Genomic DNA, 22,903 nt, shown 5'->3' with positions numbered 1-22,903 from the left:
TCAAGGCAGTTTGTCATACCCCTCGCCCAGCCCATTCAGGCTGAGCGGAAACCCAATTCCCTCTTCGGGCGTCTCAAAGATAATAAAAGTTGCCGTCTTGGCGGTCCTGAGCTGCCCGAGCAGCTTCTCGTCCATCACCACCTCGGCGACGCACCCATTGGGCAGGCACCGCACAAAGCCGGCCCGTCCCACGTCCTGATTATCCAACTTCAGGCCGAGCCCGGAGGGGAGCAGCACACCCAAGGGCGCCACCACCCGCATCAGCTTGCTCTTCTGGTCGGCGGTTTTCAGCACGATCACGGTCAGGCCGGCGTTGGAGCGGTCTTCGGCCACCACGCTCTGGATCAGGGCACACTGCTCGCCTTGCGCGCCGGGCGGGGTGTCGCAGCGGATCTGCCAGTCGCCATGGACCGACCGCACCGCGCCTTGGGCGCTGGCCGCCTGGGTCAGGCCGAGCAGGAACACCACGGCGAGCAGGCCGCCGAGCCAGCGGGCCGGTTCCAATCCACGTCCTGCCTGATGTTTCGAACGCCCCATCCGGGTCGATCCTCTTATCATTTCCGGCTGCGCCGGTGATATTTCCGGCCCGGCAGCACACATTTGTAACCGGGCTGGACTGATACGCAATGACGGCGCCTTGAAGGCAGTCCCGCGAACCGATCCGCGCCGCCGAGGACCTATGCGAATCAGGCCGCTCGGGAGCGCCGTGACTGTGCCTACATCCGGCAACCGGGCTGTCAAGCGGCGCGGGCTTGCAAAACGGCGGGTTTTTGCTGATTTGCCAGGAAAATCCGACATCCGGCGAATAGCAGGTGACGCATGGCGTTGCGCCCTACTACTGCATTGCGAGAGCCTTGGAATTATGGTTTGAGAGGCTGGATTTCGACGCGTTCTAACGATCTGGCCCAAGGTACCCTGGCAATACTGTTGCAGGTACTTTTGAAGGTGTACTTCCAAAAGTACCTCCGGTAGGCCGTTTGTGAGAGCGGATCGTGCGGCATTTTCGGCCATTCGGCTGAAATGCTTTTGGGGATTTTATTCAAGGGAGCGCGAGCGGCATGAAGATGTCGAGTGGCCAGATGGGCTGGCGGTTGCTGGGATTGGCGGTGGCGAGCATGGCGCTTGTCTCCGGCGGGACGTCTTTTGCGGCGCAGCCGCAGCCGTGGGAAGTCACGCTGCAGCCAGCCGCCTCCCCGGTGATGGAAAACATCGTCTGGTTCCATAACTTCCTGTTCGTGCTGATCACGCTGATTACGCTGTTCGTGCTGGCGCTTTTGGTCGTGGTGGTGGTGAAGTTCAACGCCAAGGCCAATCCGGTCCCCTCCAAGACCACCCACAACACGTTGATCGAGGTGGCGTGGACGCTGATTCCGGTGCTGATTCTGGTCGGCATCGCAGTGCCGTCGTTCCGCCTGCTGTTCCAGCAACTCGACGTTCCCAAGGCCGATCTGACCGTCAAGGCCACCGGCAAGCAGTGGTACTGGAGCTACTCCTATCCCGATAACGGCAAGTTCGAATTCGATTCGCTGCTGGCGCAGGACAAGCAGCCGCGTCTGCTCGGCGTCGACAACGAGATGGTGGTACCGGTCAACAAGGTGATCCGGGTCCAGACCACCGGCGCCGACGTGATCCACGCCTTCGCGGTGCCGGCGTTCGGCATCAAGATCGACTCGATCCCCGGCCGCCTGAACGAGACCTGGTTCAAGGCCACCAAGGTCGGCATGTATTACGGCCAGTGCTCCGAACTGTGCGGCAAGGATCACGCCTTCATGCCGATCGCGGTGCGGGTCGTGAACGACCAGGAATTCGCTGCCTGGGTTGAGACCGCGAAGAAGAAATATGCGACCAACCCGGCGAATACCTTCGCCGCGGCTGGCCAGGCTGCGCAGTAGGCGCAGGCCAGGGGATAAGGGCGACGGGACCTGAAAGGGTCCGAAAAGGGACTGCAAGGCAGGATTTACAAAATGGCAACGAGCGCAGCGACACACGACGACCACGCCCACGGACATGACGACCATGCGCATGCTCATCCGACCGGATGGCGGCGCTTCGTCTATTCGACGAACCACAAGGACATCGGCACGATGTACCTGGTGTTCGCGATCATCGCGGGTGTCATTGGTGCGGCGATGTCGATCGCGATCCGCATCGAGCTGATGTATCCGGGCGTCCAGTTCTTCCACGAAACGCATACCTACAATGTGTTCGTGACCTCGCACGGCCTGATCATGATCTTCTTCATGGTGATGCCGGCGATGATCGGCGGCTTCGGCAACTGGTTCGTGCCGCTGATGATCGGCGCGCCGGACATGGCGTTCCCGCGCATGAACAACATCTCGTTCTGGCTGCTGCCGGCGTCCTTTGCGTTGCTGTTGATGTCCACCTTCGTCGAGGGTGAGCCGGGCGCCAACGGTGTCGGCGCGGGCTGGACCATCTACGCGCCGCTGTCGACTTCGGGCCATCCGGGGCCGGCGGTCGATTTCGCGATCCTGTCGCTGCATCTGGCCGGCGCCTCCTCGATTCTCGGCGCCATCAACTTCATCACCACGATCTTCAACATGCGCGCGCCGGGCATGACGCTGCACAAGATGCCGCTGTTCGTGTGGTCGATCCTGGTGACGGTGTTCCTGCTGTTGCTGTCGCTGCCGGTGCTCGCCGGCGCCATCACCATGCTGCTCACCGACCGCAATTTCGGCACCACCTTCTTCGATGCCGCCGGCGGCGGCGATCCGGTGCTGTTCCAGCATCTGTTCTGGTTCTTCGGGCACCCCGAAGTATACATCCTGATCCTGCCCGCGTTCGGCATGATCAGCCAGATCGTCTCCACCTTCGCGAAGAAGCCCGTGTTCGGCTATCTCGGCATGGCCCTACGCCATGGTCGCGATCGGCGGCATCGGCTTCGTGGTGTGGGCGCACCACATGTACACCGTGGGCATGAACTCGGCGACGCAGGCCTATTTCGTCGCCGCCACCATGGTGATCGCGGTGCCGACCGGCGTGAAGATCTTCTCCTGGATCGCCACGATGTGGGGCGGCTCGATCGAGTTCAAGACGCCCATGCTGTGGGCGATCGGCTTCATCTTCCTGTTCACGCTCGGCGGAGTCACCGGCGTCGTGCTGGCGAACGCCGGCGTCGACCGTGTGCTGCAGGATACCTACTACGTCGTGGCCCACTTCCACTACGTGCTGTCGCTCGGCGCCGTGTTCGGCATCTTCGCGGGCTGGTACTACTGGTTCCCGAAAATGTCCGGCTACATGTATTCGGAAACGATCGGCAAGGTGCACTTCTGGTTCACCTTCATCGGCGTGAATCTGGTGTTCTTCCCGCAGCACTTCCTCGGCCTCTCCGGCATGCCGCGCCGCTATGTCGACTATCCGGACGCCTTCGCGGGCTGGAACCTGGTGTCGTCGGTCGGCTCCTACATCTCGGGTTTCGGCGTGCTGATCTTCATCTACGGTGTGGTCGACGCCTTCGTGCGCAAGCAGCAGGCCGCCGACAATCCGTGGGGTGCGGGCGCCACCACGCTGGAATGGACGCTGTCGTCGCCGCCGCCCTTCCACCAGTTCGAAGTGCTGCCGCGCGTGCAGTAAACGATTATTCGCGGCGCGGCGCCGTTTGCGTGCCGCGGCTTTAGTGAAGCGAGATAGATCTTGTCGGTAGTCGATCACAACGCCATCGATGCTCTCCCCCGGGTTTCCGAAGCGGAAGTCGGCGACTACCTCGCGCTGCTGAAGCCGCGGGTGATGTCGCTCGTGATCTTCACCGCACTCGTCGGTCTCGTCATCGCGCCGGGCCACGTCCATCCGATCCTGGCGTTCACCTCGATCCTCTGCATCGCGGTCGGCGCCGGCGCCTCGGGCGCGATGAACATGGCCTATGAGGGTGACATCGACGCATTGATGTCGCGCACCGCCAACCGGCCGATCCCGCGCGGACGCATCACGTCGGGCGAAGCCATGGCGTTCGGCCTGATCCTGTCGTTCTTCTCGGTGTTGACGCTTGGCATCCTCGTCAACTTGCTGGCCGGCGCGCTGCTGGCGTTCACGATCTTCTTCTATGTGGTGATCTACACCATGTGGCTGAAGCGCTGGACGGCGCAGAACATCGTGATCGGCGGCGCCGCTGGCGCGCTGCCGCCGGTGGTGGCGTGGGCCGCGGCCACCGGCTCGCTGTCGATGGAGCCGCTGCTGCTGTTCCTCATCATCTTCTTCTGGACCCCGCCGCACTTCTGGGCGCTGGCGCTGTTCCGCAGCGACGACTATGCCCGCGCCGGCATTCCGATGCTGCCCGTCGTCGCCGGGCCCGATGCGACGCGGCTGCAGATCCTGCTTTACACGATCGTGCTGGTCGCGATCGCGGCCGCGCCCTGGCCGCTCGGCTATTTCGACGCGATCTATGGCATCACCTCGCTGGTGCTCGGCGCCGGCATGATGTGGCTTGCCGTCGAGGTCTATCGCCGCCGCGTGGGCAAGGAAGCGCTGCGCGCCACGCGCCGGCTGTTTGCCTTCTCGATCTTCTATCTGTTTGCGCTGTTTGCGACCCTCCTGCTCGAGGTGGTCGTCCGCGCGGTCGCTCCAGTGTTCGGGTAGGGGGCGCATGGCGAGGACATGGACGACAATCGGAAGCCAGATGGAATCGTCCTCACCGAGGCGCAGAAAAGAAGCCGCCGGCAGCGCTCGATCGCCATCGCGCTCGCGCTCGGCGTGCTGGTCCTGCTGTTTTTCGCGGTCACCATGGTCAAGGGGCCGGGCGTCCTCGTCCGTCCGTTGTGATTGAGATGGAAAACAAACCGCAGATGCGCGAGGGAGTGACGGGAAGCGGCAAGACCACTTCGCGCCGAACCCTGACGCGCGATGCGGTGGTGGCCTCGATCTGCGGCTTCGTCGTGGTGTTCATGGTCGGCGCGTCCTATGCCGCCGTGCCCTTCTACGACTGGTTCTGCCGCGCCACCGGTTTCAACGGCACCACCCAGGTCGCGACCGCGGCGCCATCCGACGCGCCACTCGCGCGCAAGATCACGGTGCGGTTCGACGCCAATGTTGGCCCCGGCCTGCCCTGGAAATTCGAGCCCGAGCAGAACGAGATCGAGGTCCGGATCGGCGAAGTCGTCACCGTGTTCTATACCGTGACGAACCAGGCGGCGCGTACCACCGCCGGCCAGGCGGCCTACAACGTCGCGCCGCTGACGGTCGGCGCCTATTTCCAGAAGATCAACTGCTTCTGTTTCACCGAACAGACCATGGGCCCGGGCGAGAAGCGCGAGATGCCCGTGGTGTTCTATGTCGATCCGGCGCTGGCCAAGGACAGCGAGAACGACGGCCTGAACACCATTACGCTATCCTACACCTTCTATCCCGTGCGCGATCCGGCGCCGAAGCCGGTCGCGGCCGGCGAAGGCGACAAGCGCAAGGGAAACTTGTGAACCACGAATTCCGTATCTAACGGGATTTCGGCTTTGAAATTTGAGACGAATATGTGCCGAAGGGAACGGCACACCTAACGGAGAGACCGCAATGGCTACGGCGCAAGTCAAGCATCACGACTACCACCTCGTCGATCCGAGCCCGTGGCCGATCGTCGGCTCGATCTCGGCCTTCATCATGGCGGTGGGCGCTATCAGCTGGATGCACCACATGTACGCCGCGGCGCCGATCGTCTTCGGCGCCGGCACCATCGGCGTGCTCTACACCATGGCGAGCTGGTGGGGCGACGTGATCCGCGAAGCTCAGTACAAGGGCGACCACACCCGCGTCGTGCAGATCAGCCACCGCTACGGCATGATCCTGTTCATCGCCTCCGAGGTGATGTTCTTCGTCGCCTGGTTCTGGGCCTTCTTCAATTCCGCGCTGTTCCCGGCCGATGCGGTCCACGCCACCCGCGACGCGGTGTTCGGCTGCGGTCCGGGCACGGCGATGGGCGCCTGCAGCGTGCCGGGCACCTGGCCGCCGCATGGCATCGAGACCTTCGACCCCTGGCATCTGCCGCTGCTCAACACGCTGCTGTTGCTGACCTCGGGCACCACCGTCACCTGGGCGCACCACGCGCTGCTGGAAGGCGACCGCAAGGGCCTGAAATACGGCCTGATCCTCACCGTGCTGCTCGGGGCTGCCTTCACCTGCGTGCAGGCCTATGAATACGCTCATGCGACGTTCCACTTCTCCGGCAACGTCTATGGCGCGACCTTCTTCATGGCGACCGGCTTCCACGGCTTCCACGTGCTGGTCGGCACCATCTTCCTGCTGGTCTGCCTGTTCCGCGCCTATGCCGGCCATTTCACCTCGACCCAGCATCTCGGCTTCGAATTCGCCGCCTGGTACTGGCACTTCGTCGACGTGGTGTGGCTGTTCCTGTTTGTCTGCATCTATGTCTGGTTCCGTGGCGCGGGGGCCGTGGCCGGCGGGCACTGATACAGGCTTGACGTGCTACAAGGGGGCGGTCGGAAGGACCGCCCCCTTTTTTCTTTCTTCCTTCTCCCCTTGTGGGAGAAGGTGGCACGGACGAAGTCCGTGCCGGATGCGGGGTCTGTCTCTGCGGAGAGAAGCCCTCACCCGTCGCCTCACTTCGTGAGGCGCCACCCTAAGAGCGAGCTTCGCTCGTCTCGACCCCACAAGGGGAGAGGGGAAGGAACGAGTATGACGCCTGAGCAATCAACTACCGTCACCCAGAGCGCACTCCGCGGCATCGCCTGTCGCTGCCCGCGTTGCGGCAAGGGCAAGCTCTATGCGGGCTTTCTCAACCTGCGTCCGAATTGCGAAGCGTGCGGGCTCGACTACACCTTCATCGACGCCGGCGATGGCCCGGCCATCTTCATTATCATGCTGGCGGGCGCCGTCGTCGTCACCGCCGCCCTGATCGTTGAAATCAAGTATCAGCCGCCGTTCTGGCTGCATGCGGCGTTGTGGCTGCCGCTGATCATCGCGACCACGCTGCTGCCGCTGCGCGCGATGAAATCGCTGCTGATAGCGCTGCAGTTTCATCACAAGGCGGCGCCCGGCCGGCTGATCGACCGCGAGCCGAAATGACTGGTCTCTCGTCACGGCGACCGGCGGTTACCGGGTTCGCCATCTTCACGCTGCTGATGGTGATGGCCTTCGCGGGCCTCGGGATCTGGCAATTGCAGCGCCGCGTCGAGAAGCACGCGCTGATCGCCTTGCTGAACGAGCGGCTCGCCGCCGCGCCCGAGGCGCTGCCGGCACGAATGCAATGGAATACGCTGACGCCGGCCATGGACGAATTCCGCCGCGTCAGTTTTACCGCGACCTACGCGCCGGTGCCGGATGCCATGGTCTATTCTTCCGGCTCCGCGGTTCGCGACGACGTCTCCGGCCCCGGCACCTGGGCGTTCCTGCCGACGCAACTTGCCGACGGCAACACCATCGTGGTCAATGCCGGCTTCGTGCAGAACACGATGCAGGATCGCAACCAGCAGGATCGCGCCGTGAGACAGTTCGTCACCGGTGACCCGGTGCAGCTCACCGGCTATATCCGGTTTCCTGAAAGCGCGGGAACGCTGACGCCACCGGAGAGCGCTGCAAAGCGGCTCTGGTTCACCCGCGATCATCTTGCGATGGCGCGCGCGCTGGGCTGGGGCGAGGCCGGCAAGGCCGTCGCGCCGTTCTATGTCGATCTGGAAACGCCCGCGCCCGAGAGCGGCATTCCAAAACCCGGCCCGCTGTCCGTGCATCTGAAGGACGATCACATGCAATACGCCATCACCTGGTTCACGCTGGCGTTTGCGGTCGTCATCGCCTTCGGCGTGTGGTGGCGCGGGCAGCGCCGCGCCTAAAGATCCGTCCGTCCCCGTATTCACCCGGACTAGCCTGCAGGAACCGTTGTTCCGCACAATCGCTCGAGGTTCCACGGTGCGTTCCGGACAACAGGCCGTTCAGTGTCCATTCACGACGATCGCCATACGCCGTCACCCGCGTTCAGCGCTCCGGATTAGGCATTCTGACGTGGATGGGATTGCGGATTTGGCTGATGATTTCGATCAGTTAGCGTTGGTGGTCGACTGGCTGGACGCGTGCCGGAAGCGCGACCTCTTGGCATTGCTCGACCTCTATGCCGACGACGCGAGGTCTGAATGCCAGTGCGGTGAGGGCAAGGTCAGCGAAGGCCGCGCCGAACTCGAATCCTACTGGCGGCCGCGCCTCGATGCGTCCGCACCCACCGCATTCGGGCTGGAGGAAATCACGCCGACCTCTGAGGGCGTCGTGCTCGATTATCTGAGCCACGACGGCGAGCCGGTCCGCATCGCGTTCACCTTTTCACGTGATGCCAAGATCCTGCGGACCGCCTGCGCCCCCGCGGGGCAGGCGTTGCCGGCCTTGCGGATCAGGCTGACTGACCGTTAGCCTTGGGTCGGTCTTGCGCCGCGCGCATGTGCGGCGGAATCTCCGGCGGGAAGCCGGCAACGAACGCAGGTGCGGCCTCCTTCGCGCAGCAGTTCAAGCGACCCGCTCAGCGCCCGGGCGCGCTCCAGCATTCCCGTCAATCCGCGGCCGAACATCCGGTCGGCTGGAAAGCCGATGCCGTCGTCGGATATTTCCACGATCACCTCGCGGTCGTTGATCCCGGCGGCGACGTGCATCGCGTTCGCCTTGGCGTGGCGAAGCACGTTTGTCACCGCCTCCTGGATCACGCGATAGATTGTCTGTGACAGCAAGCCGTCGACCTCGTTCAGATCAGTGTCGATCTGCGACGTCACCTTGAGATCAGGCGCCTGCGCCTTCACGTTCTGCAGCAGCGTCTGGATGCTCCTCTCGAGGCCGAGCTCCTGGATGTAGAGCGGCCGCAGCCGGTCGAGGATGCGGCGGTTCGCCTGCTGCAATGTTTCGACCGACCGCAGAATGCCCTCGGCGGCGCTAATCAACTCCGCCTCGCCGGACGGGATGGATTCCAGCAGCACCACCGTGTTGGCGCGGATTCCGAACAACAGCGGCCCGAGTTCGTCATGCAGCTCGCGCGCCATATCCTGCCGCTCGTCGTCCTGCAGCGACACGATCCGGCGCAGCAGGCTGCGATTGTCCTGGCTGAGGCGGTTGAGGGTGCGGGCGAGTTCGTTGGCTTCCCGCGCGCTCTTGCGGATCTCGGGCGGCCCGGCGGGCGCAATCGGCTGCTCGTAATCGCCCGTTCGCATTCGGGTCAGGCCGTCGCCCAGACTTTGCAGCGGTCGCAATGCGGAACGCGCGGCGAAATGGGCGATGACCCCCGTCAACAGCATCAGGGTGATACCGGAGCAGGCGATCGCCAGAAATCCGATCCACTTCTCGTAGATGTCGGCGGACATGTCGGGCGCAACGACAATATCGCCGACCTGCCTTCCCTCGATCATCACGGGGAAGGCAGGTCTGGATTCGGGTATGATGAGGAGGCGAACGAACCAGTCAGGCACCGCTCCCAAGGGGGTCTGCACCTCGGGAAGATGACCATCGAGGTCGGTCCCGACGTGCCGAAACCGGATTGCTTCGGAGGCTCCCAGCGATTGCACGAACGCATCCAGCGTCGCTTGCGGATCGCTGGAGGTCCGAAGCGTGCCGTTGAGCGCAGCCGCAACGGCCCTGGCCGAGCGAGCGGTCGGTTCGGTTTCTTCCATAAGTTGCGCATTGGCAAAGATCTGGAGCGAAACGCCTCCGGCCAGCAAAGCGGCCACGAACATCAGGCCGAGCGGCAGCAATAACCGCGTTCGAAGAGAAAGCCTTTCCCACATTTCGACCAATATAACTCCTGCAACCCAAGATTTCTCTTTTCAAAAACCGCCAACCGCTTATTTAATTTAATTCAGAAGAGGATGGATGATGCAAAATACTACCAGATCGGCAACGCGGGTGTTGATCGTCGACGACCACCCGGTGGTCCTGTCGGGTTGCCGGTCGCTGTTTGCGTCGGACAATTCCGTGAAGATCGACGAGGCCACCGACGCCAAGTCCGGCCACCGCGCCTATGTGGCGAAGCGGCCCGACGTCACGGTGATCGATATCAAGCTTCCGGACGTCTCCGGCTTCGAACTGATGCGGCGCATCCGCAAGGACGATCCGGACGCCAGGATCATCATGTTCAGCATGAATGACGATCCGGCGTTCGTGGTTCGCGCGATCGAGATGGGCGCGCAGGGCTATGTCTCGAAGGGCGACGATCCAAGGATGCTGGTGAAGGCCGTCCGCAAGGTGGCGGCGGGAGACAATTTCATTTCGCCGCAACTGGCGGAGGCGGTGACGTTTTCGGGTGCTTCGATCAAGGCCAATCCGGCGTCACAAATGACGGCGCGCGAGCTGGAAATCCTGCGGCTGTTGGGCCGCGGCGACAAGATCGTCGAAGTCGCCGATGCGCTGGAGATTTCCTACAAGACGGTGGCCAACACCACCTCGCTGCTCAAGCAGAAGCTCGGCGCCAAGAATCACTCGGACCTGATCCGGATCGCGGTGGAGATGGGGCTCGGCTGAGCGCCGGCTGAATCAAACCTTCTTTATAATCCCCGAAACCGGCCGCGCCTCGACGGCGCGACCGTTCGCATCGCTGTCATTCGCGTATCGCCCGGGCAATGGGATGACGAAAAGCGAATCCAGCGAAGGCCTACCAGCGATGCTTGTGGTGGCCGCGCCCTCTGTACCATCCGTAATGATGACCGCGGCCGCGGCCCCATCCGTAGTGGTGTCCGCGCCCGCCGCGGCCCATGTGACCATGGCCATGCCCGTGGCCGCCCCTGACCTGGATCACGGCGCCGTCCGGCGCGGACGAGGGCGCCATGCCGAGCCTTGCGGAAGCGGATGCGGTCATGGCCAGCAGCGCAAGACCAATCAGGGCGATACGTTTCATACAGTGTCCTCCCGTTCGCGTGATTGCGACGTCAGGCACAAGTTTCCCGTGGAACGTTTTGTTCCGGCGCACGTGAAGTAAATAAAACAAAGCGGCATTCCGCCCGATCCTCGGGTGCGTCATTAACGGACGTTATGGCTATTTTCGGGAAAAATCGGCAATGTACGCCTCGCTGGCCGACGGCAGGAGCGGTGAATGGCTGACCCGGATATCGTGGAGATCGCCTGCGCGCGGGCGTGGAGCGTTTATCTCCTGATCAACAGCGGCATCGCTGAGAATGACACGCGGCGGGACAAACTGAGGCGCTTCATTCGCAGCCGCTGGGCGGCGGGCGACGACGAGACGGAGTTCTTGGCGGTCGAGGGTCTCAAATATCTCAAGAAGCTGGATGGGTCTCCGACCGGGTAGGCGTACGCCGCCGGCGGCCGGAGAACCGAAATTATCATCGGGAAAAAGTGGAGTGCGTCTTCGGGAGTTTCGCGCATGCCGTGTTGCGTATGAGGCGAGCACAACTCTCCATCATCACAGTCCGGAGCAAACCGCGCTTCCGCTCAAGGATTGAGCGGCGAATGGATATTTTGAGCTCTGGATTGCCGTGGGCGATCATTGTCGTCACTGACCTCATTCGACGCTTGCGCGTTCGCTGCACCCGGTCCGGCATGGCAGGAATATGGCGGTGGATGAAGATTGTTCATCGAAGCGCGCGCTCGAATCGTATCAGAAACGCGCTAAGGTGGAGCCATGGAGAATGTCCCGCGCCCCCTGCCGTTCTCGGCATTCGAATGGCTGGTATCCGGGCGCTACTTGCGGGCGCGCCGCAGGGAAGGCTTCATCTCCGTCATTGCCGGTTTCTCGTTCCTCGGCATCATGCTCGGCGTTGCGACGCTGATTATCGTGATGGCCGTCATGAACGGCTTCCGCAAGGAATTGATCGACAAGATCGTCGGCATGAACGGCCATCTTGTGCTGCAACCCATCGAGTCGCCGCTGACGGATTGGCAAGACGTCACTGAGCGCATCAGTCAGGTTCCAGGCATACGGCTTGCCGTTCCCGTGGTGGACGGTCCGGCGCTGGCATCATCGGCGCACAATGCCTCTGGCGTACTCGTTCGCGGCATTCGCGCCGACGATCTCAACAAGCTCGCCTCGATCGCCAGCAACATCCAGCAGGGTTCGCTGGACGCATTTGAGCAGGGACAAGGGGTCGCCATCGGACGCAGGCTTGCCGATCAATTGTCGCTGCGTGCCGGCGACAACATCACGCTGGTCGCGCCTGACGGCGCTGTGACATCGAAAGCCGTTGCGCCGCGTATCAAGCCTTACAGGGTTGCGGCGGTGTTCAGCATCGACATGTCGGAATATGATTCCGTGATGGTTTTTCTGCCGCTCGCCGAGGCGCAGGCCTACTTCAATCGCGCCGATGACGTGAGCGCGATCGAAGTTTTCATCGAAGCCAGCCCCGACAAGGTCGACAGCTTCCGACGGCCGGTGGCAGACGCCGCCGGGCGGCCGGTGTTTCTTGTCGACTGGCGGCGGCGTACCTCGGCCTTTTTCGCCGCGCTTCAGGTCGAGCGCAACGTCATGTTTCTGATCCTGGCCTTGATCGTGCTGGTCGCCGCGCTGAATATCGTCTCGGGCCTGATCATGCTCGTGAAGGACAAGGGCAGCGATATCGCCATTCTGCGCACCGTGGGCGCCTCGCGGGGATCGATCATGCGGGTGTTCCTGATCGCGGGTGCTGCAATCGGCGTTTTGGGCACGCTGACCGGGCTTGTCGTCGGCATGCTGATTTGCCTGAATATCGAATCGATCCGGCAATTCCTGTCCTGGATCACCAACACTGAATTGTTTCCGCCAAAACTCTACTTTCTGTCGAAGCTGCCGGCGGAGATCGATTTTGGCGAGACCGCCGCCGTCGTGGTCATGGCGTTGACGCTGTCATTCCTCGCGACGCTCTATCCATCGTGGCGCGCGGCGCGGCTCGATCCGGTCGACGCGCTTCGATATGAGTAGTTGGACACGCGCGGGCATTGGCCTGGAACGACGGTCCGTCGTCGTCCCTGCGAACGCAGGGACCCATACTCGGCGGCCGGTGTTGCTGGAAAAGACAGGATAACAAAGACCTCACAAACCAATTGCGGCCGGTGGCTATGGGTCCCTGCTTTCGCAGGGACGACGGCAGTTGTTTAACGAGACCTATCTCAATCTTTTCATCTCCATGCCATTTCCCCTTCGCCCCAAAACCCATTATGGTGGCCCTCGCTTCGCGCTTGGCGAAATCTAATTCATGATCGATATCAAAGGCTTGGCATAGGGCTTGCGCCTTTGGAGGGTGGTTTGACGCGCTATATTTCGACACGGGGGGAGGCCCCCGTCCTGGGTTTCTGCGATGTGATGCTGACCGGGCTTGCCCGCGACGGCGGCCTCTACGTGCCCGAGGTCTGGCCGCAGCTCTCGGCCGACACCATCGCGGGATTTTTCGGCCGGCCCTATTGGGAAGTCGCGGTCGACGTGATCCGGCCGTTCACCGCGGGTGAAATCTCCGACGCCGATCTCGGGCGCATGGCGAACGAAGCCTACGCCACCTTCCGCCATCCGGCCGTCGTGCCGCTCGATCAAATCGGGCCCAATCAATTCGTGCTGGAGCTGTTCCACGGCCCGACGCTGGCGTTCAAGGACGTCGCGATGCAGTTGATCTCGCGGCTGATGGATCACGTGCTGGCCAAGCGCAACCAGCGCACCACCATCGTGGTCGCCACCTCAGGCGATACCGGCGGCGCCGCCGTCGATGCCTTTGCCAATCTCGACAATGTCGATCTGGTCGTGCTGTTCCCGAACGGGCGGATCTCCGACGTGCAGCGGCGGATGATGACGACGACGGGCGCCCCCAACGTGCATGCGCTCGCCATCGAAGGCACGTTCGACGATTGCCAGGCGATCGTGAAGGCGATGTTCAACCATCACGATTTTCGCGATGCGGTCTCGCTGTCGGGCGTCAACTCGATCAACTGGGCGCGGATCGTGGCCCAGGTCGTGTATTATTTCACGTCAGCCGTCGCGCTCGGCGCGCCTGCGCGCACGGTCGATTTCACTGTGCCGACCGGCAATTTCGGCGACATCTTCGCAGGCTATGTCGCCAAGAAGATGGGGCTGCCGGTCCGCTGGCTGCGCATCGCCTCCAACGTCAACGACATCCTGCCGCGCACGCTCAAGACCGGCATCTATGAGGTGCGCGAGGTTCACGCCTCCGCTTCGCCCTCGATGGACATCCAGATATCCTCGAATTTCGAGCGGCTGTTGTTCGAGGCGAGCCGCCGCGACGCCGACAGTGTTCGCCGCCTGATGGGCTCGCTAAAGCAGTCCGGACGTTTCGTGCTGCCGGATGCCATGCTGGCCGCGATCCGCGAGGAGTTCGATGCCGGCCGCGCCGACGAGACCGAGACGTCGGCGGCGATCCGCGCCGCCTGGCGCGAGGCCGGCGACCTCGTCGATCCCCATACCGCGGTGGCGCTGGCGGTGGCCGACCGCGACACCTCGGATTCAAGGATTCCCAATATCGTGCTGTCGACCGCGCATCCGGCCAAGTTTCCCGATGCGGTGGAAGCCGCCTGCGGCGTGCGGCCGCAATTGCCGGCGTGGCTCGACGGTCTCATGACCAAATCCGAACATATCACGGTGATGAAAAACGATTCAGCCGAAGTGGAGCGATTCGTGCGCTCGGTGAGCCGTGCCGCGAAGCAGGGAGTTGCCGGATGAGCGTTGACGTAACCAAGCTGCCGTCCGGCCTGACCGTCGTTACAGACACCATGCCGCATCTGGAAACCGCTGCGCTTGGCGTCTGGGCTGGTGTCGGCGGCCGCGACGAAAAGCCGAACGAGCACGGCATCTCGCATCTTCTCGAACACATGGCCTTCAAGGGCACGACCAAGCGTTCCTCGCGCGAGATCGTGGAGGAAATCGAGGCGGTCGGCGGCGATCTCAACGCCGGAACCTCGACCGAAACCACCGCCTATTACGCGCGGGTGATGAAGGCCGACGTGCCGCTCGCGCTCGACGTACTCTCCGACATCCTCGCCAATCCGTCCTTCGTGCCTGACGAACTCGAGCGCGAGAAGAGCGTCATCGTGCAGGAAATCGGCGCGGCGCAGGATACGCCTGATGACGTCGTGTTCGAGCACCTCAACGAACTCTGCTTTCCGGACCAGCCGATGGGTCGTTCGCTGCTGGGCACCGCCAAGACGCTGAAGAATTTTGATCGCGACATGCTGCGCGGCTACCTCTCGACGCACTACCGCGGCCCCGATATGGTGGTGGCCGCCGCCGGCGCCGTCGACCACAAGCGCGTGGTGGAGGAAGTGGCGCAAAGATTTGCCGGCTTCGACGCCACGTCCGCGCCGAAGCCGGTGCCGGCGATGTTCGGCAAGGGCGGCTCGCGCGTGGTGCACCGCGACCTCGAACAGGCGCATCTGACGCTGGCGCTCGAAGGCGTGCCGCAGACCGATCTGTCGCTGTTCTCGCTGCAGGTGTTCACCAACACGCTCGGCGGCGGGATGTCGTCGCGGCTGTTCCAGGAAGTGCGCGAGAAGCGCGGCCTGTGCTATTCGATCTACACCTTCCACGCGCCCTATTCCGACACCGGCTTTTTCGGCCTCTATACCGGCACCGATCCCGGCGACGCGCCGGAGATGATGGAAGTCATCGTCGACGTCATCAATGATGCCGTGGAAACCCTCACCGAAGCCGAGATCGCCCGCGCCAAGGCGCAGATGAAGGCGGGGCTGTTGATGGCGCTGGAAAGCTGCTCCTCCCGGGCCGAACAGCTGGCGCGGCACGTGCTGGCCTATGGACGGCCGCAGACGGTGGAAGAGCTGGTGGCCAGGATCGATGCGGTCAGCGTCGAATCGACCCGCAATGCCGCGCATGCGCTGCTGTCCCGCAGCCGGCCGGCGGTTGTCGCGCTTGGCAGCGGCAGGGGGCTGGACACGGCGGTGGGTTTTGCGGAAGGATTGACGAGGTCGAAGGCGAAGACGCTGCTGCATTGAGGCAGAGCGGGGAGTAACGGGCATGGCCCTGTTTCGTTTGCCAACCAGCGGACCAGCCGCGCTCGTGCCTCGCGGCCACGGCCTGCTGCTGCGCGCCCCGCAAATGTCGGATTTCCCGCAATGGGCGCAATTGCGCGAACAAAGCCGCGCCTATCTCACGCCGTGGGAGCCGATCTGGCCGTCGGACGACCTGACCCGCGCCGGTTTTCGCCGCCGGTTGCGCCGCTACGTCGAAGATATCGCCGCCGACCGCTCCTATCCGTTCATCGTCTTCCGCGAGTCCGACGGCACCATGATCGGCGGCATCACGCTCGCCAATGTCCGTCGCGGCATCGTGCAGGCCGGCACCATCGGCTATTGGGTCGGCGAGCCCCATGCCGGCCGCGGCTACATGACCGAGGCGCTGCGGGTGCTGCTGCCGACGCTGTTCGGCGAGCTCAACCTGCACCGCATCGAGGCCGCCTGCATTCCCTCCAATTCGCCCTCGATCCGGGTGCTGGAGAAATGCGGCTTCACCCGCGAGGGACTGGCGCGGCGCTATCTCTGCATCAACGGCGTCTGGCAGGACCATCTGCTGTTCGGCCTGCTGCATGAGGATTTCCGCGGCTGAACCGTTGATTTTCAGGCCTTTTGGGTGCCTTGGGTTCGCCGCCATTGGGCTGCTATAAGGCCGCAGGGGAACAATGCGGAATGATGGGATTTCAGGGACGTCGCATGGGTAACAATCGTTTGGCCAGGGTGATGGCGGCTGCGGCGGTTGCGGGCGGGCTGGCCTGCCTGATGGCGGCGCCGGCGTCGGCGCAATCGATCACTGATCGTTTCAAGAGCCTGTTCGGCGGTAAGTCGGACGAGGAGCCGGCCACCAATGCGCCGGCGGCCGCGGTGCCCCAGGACACCGGCGACCTGACCTGTCCGCCGGTCACGGTCAGGGCCGGCGCGTCCACCTACGCCGTGGCGGCGCCCGGCAAGCAACCGGTCGGCAACGACCTGCGCTTTCAGGCGACGATCTCCAAAATGGCCCGCGAATGCAGCGTCAATGGCGGCGTGATCACGGCGCGGATCGGCATTCAGGGCCGCGTCATTGCCGGCCCGGCCGGCGCTCCGTCGTCGGTCCAGGTTCCGATTCGCGTCGCGGTGGTGCAGGGCGGCGTCGCCGAAAAAACCATCGCCACCAAGGCCTACCAGACCACCGTCACCATGACGGAAGGCGGCAGTGAGCCGTTTACGCTGGTGGCCGAGGATCTCACCTATCCAGCGCCCCCCGGCGCCGTCGGCGACAGCTACATCTTCTATATCGGCTTCGACCCGCAGGCCCTGAAGCCCGAACGCCCGGCGCCGAAAAAGAAGAAGTAGGGGCGTCCGCCCGCCGCCGGCTTGGCGGTCAAAGGGACGGTTGCCAATTGCCGAAATGCTCCGGATGCGATACGACTTAGAGGTGAAGATCTTTTCAGCACCATTACCATTAAGAGATGTTGAAAGGGAGCTCAGCCATGACCACGTCATCGTTGGACCCTCTGATATCCGATCTCCGCAGCCTCATCGGCAATGGTGACATTGACGACGCGTTCGAGCGGCTGCTGAACTATCTGCCGACGAATTCGTCCAATCCCAAGCTGTACAATGACCTCCTTACGCAATCGGGGCGCTATCAGATGGCGCGTCGGCGCCAGCTCGCCGGAACGGTTACGGCCGAGGCGGCGGCTGTCGAGGAAAACCTCATCAGGGCCTGGCTGACCGATTTCATCGGCAGGCTTCCTGCAAAGATCGAACGGCAGTTTGCGCCCGTTCCCGCCGCGGCGCTGCGCGCGAAAGAGGAAGCCCCGATCCGGGAAGCGATACCTAGGGATAGACTGCGGACGATGTCGGGCGAGAAGATTCTCGGCATCAACAATCTCAAGCAAATTTCCTGGATCGAGCGCGGGGTTCAGGTTTGCAAGAGCGTCTGCCGAATTCTCACGCCGAACGGATTGGGCTCGGGCTTCATGGTGGGCGGCGGAATGATCATGACCAACAATCATGTCATTGACAGCCGTGAGATCGCGGCCGAATCGGTAGTCGAATTCGATTATCAGCAGGACGGGTCGGGCCAGCTCCTACCAAGCTTCCGCTATAAGGTTGATCCTGATCGCTTCCACACCAATGCCGGACTCGACTACACCTTCGTCGGCCTCAAGGAAGACCCCGGCAAGAAGGCCTTGGCCTGGTGGGGATCTCTGCCGCTCAATCCTAACGCCGATCCAGTTCCGACCGAACATGTCTCGATCGTACAGCACCCGAACGGCGGGCTCAAGCAGATCGTATTGACGGCGAACCACGTGATCGCGACGAGACCTCCGCTGTTGCACTACATGACCGACACCATGCCGGGCTCGAGCGGTTCGCCCGTGTTCAACGACACGTGGCATGTGATCGCCATTCACCATTCTGCCGTTGAGACTGCCGAAACAGCGCAAGGCTACGTCAACGAAGGGATACTGATGTCTGCCATCAAGCCGGATGCTGGCGTGTTCTGGCCGGCGGAGAGGTGAGGGAGAGAAGCGCGTTCACGATGGCCTGGAGAACGAAAGAGTTGCCCTCAGTGCCGGACTCCGACGTGGTCGAGGATTTCCGGAAGGTGCAAGGATTCGTCGAGGACGGAGAATTGCTTGACGCGATAGAGTTGCTGCAGAGGGTTGCGGAAAATCGCGATACGAAAATTGCCCGGGAGTTGAGCGGTCTGCGGGGCCGGCTTTCATCCGTCGATGATGATGAACTGAGGGGGGTAGTGACTTCGGCAGATGCCAGCGTCGAACGGCAAAAAATCAGAGAATACTTTCTAACGCGCCTCGGAAAGCTGAAGCAAGGGCCGCTTTCCGAGAAGGAACTGAAGGCTCGCCGCGAGTACCTCGCAGCTTTCAAGATCGACGTTACCAATCGATTCAACGAGTCGATTCACAATGCTCGCTTGATGGACCTCGGATTGGCCGACACGCCTTCAGCGGTGAGGCTTCCCTGGATTTACAAGAATACTGCTACGCAACAGTCATTCGCCAGTCTTGATGAGGCCTTCGAGAGTTATGGGCGCCGCTTGCTGGTGCTGGGTGCACCGGGATCGGGCAAGACGGTAACCTTGCTCCACATTGCAAAGAGGCTGTTGGCCGAGGCCGAGAATGATCCGTCTGCACCGATCCCGGTGCTGGCAAATCTGTCGAAGCTGGATTTGAAGGAGTCGTCCCGAGGGGCACGATGGCCAATCGGCGGCCTTCAGGAAGAGCCGGTGAATCAGAGCAAGCACATCGAACGCTGGCTTCAGAAAGAACTCGCGGCCAATCCGTTCGTGTCGCCTGACATGGCTGGCCGGTGGATCCGCGAAAAGCGTGTTGCCGCGCTGCTCGATGGCCTTGATGAGGTCGATGACAGCTATCGAGCCAGCGTGGCCAAGTTGCTCAACGATACATATCTGCGCGAGCACCCGAGCTCGGTGGTCGTTGTATGCAGTCGCATCAATGAGTACAAACCGATTCAGGAGAAGAAGGAGTGGAGGCTGAACCTGGGAGGGTCGGTCACGCTGCAGCCGTTCAGCGATGCGCAGATCTTCGAATACCTCGAACTATCCAAAGCCGCCGGTTTGAAAGAGACCCTGCTCAACGACCCTACGCTTTACCAGATCGCCCAAACGCCGCTGATGCTCAGCATGCTCACGCTGGCCTATGCCGGCGTCGAGATAAATCAGGTTCCGTCATCGGGCTCGCCCATCGAACGTCGCCACCAACTGATGGAGCGATATGTCGAACGCATGCTGCAGCGAAAAATGCGCCGTGACCGGGGCATCGTCGTCGACAACAATCCGGACAACGACATTTCCGAGAAGGAATACCCGTTCTCGCCGGATCGGCTCAATCATTATCTCGGCTGGCTGGCCGTTCGCCTGAGCGTGAGGATGCAGACGGCTTTCTCGACCCCTCGGCTGTGCAGCTTTCTGCAGCGAGAGATCGGGCGCGACCGCTGGTTCGGCGTGTGGTGGGCCGGTGTTTTCGCCCGCGCGCCGTTGCTGGCTGCTTTCACGCTTTGCGGCGGACTTGCGCTGGCTCCCATGGAGCGGAGCGCGTGGCAGCTTGTCGCCGGGTTGGGGCTTTCCGGCATGCTGCTTTACGTCCTCACGGCATGGTCGTTTCGGTCCAACAAGAACGCATGGAACACTGGCGCAAGCCCGAGCGTCGTTCCCAAGGCGATCAAGCCCGCACCCGGAGTCACCGTTATCGCTGCCGCCGTAGCAGGTGGTCTTTGCGTCGGTTCGCTTGCGCTCGCGTCGGTGTTGCCGGGAAATATCCCGCCGATTGTCGCAGGGACGATAGGTGTTTGTCTTGCGGTCCTTGTTATGCTGATCGTGGGAGAGACGACCGGAACAGGGATTGCCGAGGCTAAGATGTTCATCGCCGGCACGGCCGCCGTCATCGGGCTGGGAATCCTTTGGCGTTTCACCGGCATGCCGGTGATATCAGGTGGGCCCGACATGGCATGGTATGCCTTCGCCGCCGTCCTGGCCGGATTTCAAATTTCCTTCCTGGGAATTGAAATCGCTCGAGAAGAAAATTGGTGGACCGGCCTCGCGGTTGTGGCGGGAATTGTCTCCATGCTCGCGGTGGGGTACAAGCTCATCGAGCTGCTGGAGCCTCTCGTGTGGTATCAGCCGTTGGCTGTGTTCCTGCTCATTTCACTGTCAGTCCTCTGCGTCCACGGCAAGCCATTCCTTTTTCTGGCAGGGGGACTTGCTGCGTTCGTGCTCGGTGCCGCAATACAGCAAGTGATCGGAGCGGCGATCGCCATGGTCGCCTACGGGGTCGTTGTGCTGGTAATCTCTGCCATCGAACCGGTTTCGGGGTATTCCTCGGAAAAGCCGGGAGTAGTCAGCGCGTGGAAGCAAGCATGGGTCCCGCGCACGGTCGACGTGGCAGAGGATTTCGCGGAGCGTTACTGGATCAGTCCCACGCTGTTTCCCGTTCTCGCAACCATGCGGTCGCTTCCGGTTCGCTTCCGACCGTTTGCGAACTATGCGATCGATTCTCTGCTTTTGAAGAGATCTGGGCCCGACATTGAATTCATGCACCGGATGCTTCGCGACTATTTCGCCCTTCGCGACTTGCAGCCATTTCTGAGGTCAAACGACCTTCCGAGTCGCGTGCAGGCCATTCGAAGCTTGGGATATCAGGGCGACGCGGCGATCGGCGCGCTTGCGGAATTCGTTCGGGACATGGATCCAGATATACGTGACGCCGCTGTATGGGCGCTTGGAAGGATCGCTTCTCCCGAGATTGTCCAGCATGTCGAAGCGGCGCTGACGGACAAGGTTGCAAGGGTTCGAGCAACCGCGGCGCTAAGCACCAAGGATATGCCAGATTTCGATCAGTATCGGCTGCTTCGACTGGTGGCCAATGATGATGATCTCGCTGTGCAGCGGGCAATGATAGAGCTTTTTCTGGAGAGCAAAAATCCACACGAGGATGCCGCGCGGCGGGCTCTCACCTTCCGGGAAGAATTGCGCGAAGCTGTGTGGGAGGTCATTCGCTCTGGCAGTTTGGGCAGATGGAAGGCGATAAGGGTTGCCGCTGAACTCAGGGATTCGAAGGCGTTGCCAGCCCTGATTGCGGTCCTTCAGGGAGGCGATCGCGACGCAGCCTCGGCGGCGGCCGCAGCGCTCGGAGAGATCAGAGATATCAAGGCGGCCAAAGCGTTGTCAAAGGCCGTAAATAGCAATGATAAAAACGTGCGCGACTCGGCGCGTGCGGCTTTGGCCGCACTTGGTGTTGGTACTGTGGAAGATGTGCCACGCGGGATTTTTCGATTTTTCGGAAGGCCGTAGTCCTAACCGCGATTAACAGCACTGCGCGCTTCGGGGCCCCCGGTTCGACGCAATAAAAAAAGCCGGCGCGATCGTCTCGCGCCGGCTTTGATCGATTATTGAAAGCGCTCAGTTCAGCTTGGCGCGAACCTCGTCAATGCCCTTGGCGAGCAGGTCGTCGGCGACCGAGCCCTTGACCGACTGCGACAGGATGGTCGAGGCGGCTTCGACCGCGGCGTTGGCGGCGGCGGCACGGACATCGGCCAGCGCCTGGGCTTCGGCCAGCGCGATCTTGCCCTCCGCGGTCTTGGTGCGGCGGGCGACGAAGTCTTCCATCTTGGCCTTGGCCTCGACCGCGATGCGCTCGGCCTCGGCCTTGGCGTTGGCGACGATTTCCCCGGCCTCGCGCTCGGCGCTGGCGCGCCGGGCCTGGTATTCGCCAAGCAGCTTGGCGGCCTCCTCCTTGAGACGTTTGGCGTCGTCGAGTTCGGCCCTGATGCGCTGGGCGCGATGATCGAGCGCCGTCAGCACCGTCTTGTGAATGCCGAGATAGGCAAACAGCACCAGGAGGATGACGAAGGCGATCGCGACCCAGGTTTCCGGTTGGGTGAACATCCGTCTATCCCTTCAACGTGGCATCGACGGCGCTGCTGACGGTTTTGCCGTCGGGCAGCACGCCGGTGAGGCGTTGCACGATCGCGCCGGCTGCATCCGCGGCGATGCCGCGGACATTGCTCATCGCGGTCTGCCGGGTCGCCGCGATCTGCTTCTCGGCGGCGGCAAGCCGCGTGGTCAGCTGATCTTCCAGCTTCTTGCGCTCGGCTTCCGAGGCCGCGTTCAGCTTCTCGCGGGTCTCGTTGCCGATCGCCTGCGCGCGGGAACGCGCCGAAGCGAGTTCGGTCTCATAAGCCTTCAGCGCAGCGTCGGACTCGTCCTTCAGCTTCTGCGCCGCGGCCAGATCGCCCTCGATCGCGTTCTGACGTGCGTCGATCACGCTTTCGACGCGCGGCAGCGCAATGCGGGATACGATCACATAGAGCGCGACGAACGCGATGACGAGCGACACCAGCTGCGAAGCAAACGTGCTGGACTCGAACGGAGGAAATCCTCCGCCGTGTCCGCCGTCTGCTTCGGTGTGGGCGCCGGTACCATGACTTTTCTCAGCCACGGGGTTCTCCTCTTGCTGTCAGCGCGCCGCCCGGACCGGGCGGCGCGAGTGGGTGCAGC

General features: G+C 62.6%; 22 protein-coding genes and 1 pseudogene. 18 read left to right on the top strand and 5 right to left on the bottom strand.

Going from position 1 to position 22,903, the window contains the following annotated elements; translation table 11 throughout:
• A complete protein-coding gene (locus tag V1283_RS34640) occupies positions 1 to 537 on the bottom strand; it encodes an invasion associated locus B family protein (RefSeq protein ID WP_334391091.1) in 537 nt (178 codons plus the stop codon).
• Positions 538 to 1,058: 521 nt separating this feature from the next.
• Between V1283_RS34640 and coxB the strand changes: the two genes are divergently transcribed.
• From coxB to V1283_RS34595, 9 genes and pseudogenes are all read left to right on the top strand, one after another.
• On the top strand, positions 1,059 to 1,892 hold the full coding sequence (gene coxB / locus V1283_RS34635) for a cytochrome c oxidase subunit II (protein WP_334391090.1): 834 nt from the start codon (positions 1,059 to 1,061) through the stop codon (positions 1,890 to 1,892).
• Between the two features lie 72 nt (positions 1,893 to 1,964).
• A pseudogene (gene ctaD / locus V1283_RS34630) lies at positions 1,965 to 3,591 on the top strand (cytochrome c oxidase subunit I).
• Between the two features lie 60 nt (positions 3,592 to 3,651).
• Positions 3,652 to 4,590, top strand: a complete 939-nt coding sequence (locus tag V1283_RS34625; protein WP_334391089.1) for a heme o synthase — start codon at positions 3,652 to 3,654, stop codon at positions 4,588 to 4,590.
• Positions 4,591 to 4,608: 18 nt separating this feature from the next.
• Positions 4,609 to 4,773 (top strand): CoxF protein, encoded by a 165-nt coding sequence (locus tag V1283_RS34620; protein WP_334391088.1) that lies wholly within the window; start codon positions 4,609 to 4,611, stop codon positions 4,771 to 4,773.
• A 23-nt stretch (positions 4,774 to 4,796) separates the two neighbouring features.
• A complete protein-coding gene (locus V1283_RS34615) occupies positions 4,797 to 5,423 on the top strand; it encodes a cytochrome c oxidase assembly protein (RefSeq protein WP_442895904.1) in 627 nt (208 codons plus the stop codon).
• Between the two features lie 91 nt (positions 5,424 to 5,514).
• Positions 5,515 to 6,408 carry a cytochrome c oxidase subunit 3 gene (locus V1283_RS34610; RefSeq protein WP_334391086.1) on the top strand — a complete coding sequence of 298 codons (894 nt, stop codon included), beginning with the start codon at positions 5,515 to 5,517 and terminating at the stop codon, positions 6,406 to 6,408.
• A 225-nt stretch (positions 6,409 to 6,633) separates the two neighbouring features.
• Complete coding sequence (locus V1283_RS34605; RefSeq protein ID WP_334391085.1) at positions 6,634 to 7,023, top strand: DUF983 domain-containing protein; 390 nt, start codon at positions 6,634 to 6,636, stop codon at positions 7,021 to 7,023.
• Positions 7,020 to 7,787 (top strand): SURF1 family protein, encoded by a 768-nt coding sequence (locus V1283_RS34600; protein ID WP_334391084.1) that lies wholly within the window; start codon positions 7,020 to 7,022, stop codon positions 7,785 to 7,787. The genes V1283_RS34605 and V1283_RS34600 overlap by 4 nt, the downstream gene beginning before the upstream one ends.
• A 187-nt stretch (positions 7,788 to 7,974) precedes the next feature.
• Entirely contained in the window at positions 7,975 to 8,355 is a 381-nt protein-coding gene (locus tag V1283_RS34595) for a nuclear transport factor 2 family protein (RefSeq protein WP_334391083.1), read from the top strand.
• On the opposite strand, the gene V1283_RS34590 is transcribed toward V1283_RS34595, so the two are convergent.
• Positions 8,352 to 9,710, bottom strand: a complete 1,359-nt coding sequence (locus V1283_RS34590) for a histidine kinase (protein WP_334393282.1) — start codon at positions 9,708 to 9,710, stop codon at positions 8,352 to 8,354. The genes V1283_RS34595 and V1283_RS34590 overlap by 4 nt on opposite strands.
• A gap of 88 nt (positions 9,711 to 9,798) precedes the next feature.
• On the opposite strand from V1283_RS34590, the gene V1283_RS34585 reads away from it, so the two are divergent.
• Positions 9,799 to 10,443 carry a response regulator transcription factor gene (locus tag V1283_RS34585; protein ID WP_334391082.1) on the top strand — a complete coding sequence of 215 codons (645 nt, stop codon included), beginning with the start codon at positions 9,799 to 9,801 and terminating at the stop codon, positions 10,441 to 10,443.
• A gap of 130 nt (positions 10,444 to 10,573) precedes the next feature.
• Here V1283_RS34585 and V1283_RS34580 read toward each other — a convergent pair whose 3' ends face one another.
• Positions 10,574 to 10,816, bottom strand: coding sequence for a hypothetical protein (locus V1283_RS34580; protein ID WP_334391081.1), 243 nt, complete (start codon positions 10,814 to 10,816; stop codon positions 10,574 to 10,576).
• A gap of 195 nt (positions 10,817 to 11,011) precedes the next feature.
• On the opposite strand from V1283_RS34580, the gene V1283_RS34575 reads away from it, so the two are divergent.
• From V1283_RS34575 to V1283_RS34540, 8 genes are all read left to right on the top strand, one after another.
• Positions 11,012 to 11,224, top strand: coding sequence for a hypothetical protein (locus tag V1283_RS34575; RefSeq protein ID WP_334391080.1), 213 nt, complete (start codon positions 11,012 to 11,014; stop codon positions 11,222 to 11,224).
• 333 nt (positions 11,225 to 11,557) lie between these two features.
• Positions 11,558 to 12,829, top strand: a complete 1,272-nt coding sequence (locus V1283_RS34570) for a lipoprotein-releasing ABC transporter permease subunit (protein ID WP_334391079.1) — start codon at positions 11,558 to 11,560, stop codon at positions 12,827 to 12,829.
• Between the two features lie 324 nt (positions 12,830 to 13,153).
• Entirely contained in the window at positions 13,154 to 14,572 is a 1,419-nt protein-coding gene (gene thrC / locus V1283_RS34565; protein WP_334391078.1) for a threonine synthase, read from the top strand.
• Entirely contained in the window at positions 14,569 to 15,858 is a 1,290-nt protein-coding gene (locus V1283_RS34560) for a M16 family metallopeptidase (protein ID WP_334391077.1), read from the top strand. The genes thrC and V1283_RS34560 overlap by 4 nt, the downstream gene beginning before the upstream one ends.
• A gap of 22 nt (positions 15,859 to 15,880) precedes the next feature.
• Complete coding sequence (locus tag V1283_RS34555; RefSeq protein WP_334391076.1) at positions 15,881 to 16,468, top strand: GNAT family N-acetyltransferase; 588 nt, start codon at positions 15,881 to 15,883, stop codon at positions 16,466 to 16,468.
• Positions 16,469 to 16,599: 131 nt separating this feature from the next.
• Positions 16,600 to 17,211, top strand: a complete 612-nt coding sequence (locus V1283_RS34550; protein ID WP_334393281.1) for a hypothetical protein — start codon at positions 16,600 to 16,602, stop codon at positions 17,209 to 17,211.
• A 137-nt stretch (positions 17,212 to 17,348) separates the two neighbouring features.
• On the top strand, positions 17,349 to 18,386 hold the full coding sequence (locus V1283_RS34545; protein ID WP_334391075.1) for a trypsin-like peptidase domain-containing protein: 1,038 nt from the start codon (positions 17,349 to 17,351) through the stop codon (positions 18,384 to 18,386).
• A gap of 65 nt (positions 18,387 to 18,451) precedes the next feature.
• Positions 18,452 to 21,697, top strand: coding sequence for a HEAT repeat domain-containing protein (locus V1283_RS34540; protein WP_334391073.1), 3,246 nt, complete (start codon positions 18,452 to 18,454; stop codon positions 21,695 to 21,697).
• Between the two features lie 108 nt (positions 21,698 to 21,805).
• On the opposite strand, the gene V1283_RS34535 is transcribed toward V1283_RS34540, so the two are convergent.
• Together V1283_RS34535 and V1283_RS34530 are read right to left on the bottom strand one after the other, a co-directional pair.
• Complete coding sequence (locus V1283_RS34535; RefSeq protein WP_334391072.1) at positions 21,806 to 22,291, bottom strand: F0F1 ATP synthase subunit B family protein; 486 nt, start codon at positions 22,289 to 22,291, stop codon at positions 21,806 to 21,808.
• Between the two features lie 4 nt (positions 22,292 to 22,295).
• Positions 22,296 to 22,844 (bottom strand): F0F1 ATP synthase subunit B family protein, encoded by a 549-nt coding sequence (locus V1283_RS34530; protein WP_334391071.1) that lies wholly within the window; start codon positions 22,842 to 22,844, stop codon positions 22,296 to 22,298.
• Positions 22,845 to 22,903 lie beyond the last annotated feature (59 nt).

The sequence above is a fragment of the Bradyrhizobium sp. AZCC 2262 genome (assembly GCF_036924535.1).
Classification (GTDB): Bacteria; Pseudomonadota; Alphaproteobacteria; order Rhizobiales; family Xanthobacteraceae; genus Bradyrhizobium.
This window is presented reverse-complemented; position numbering and strand designations above follow the sequence as displayed.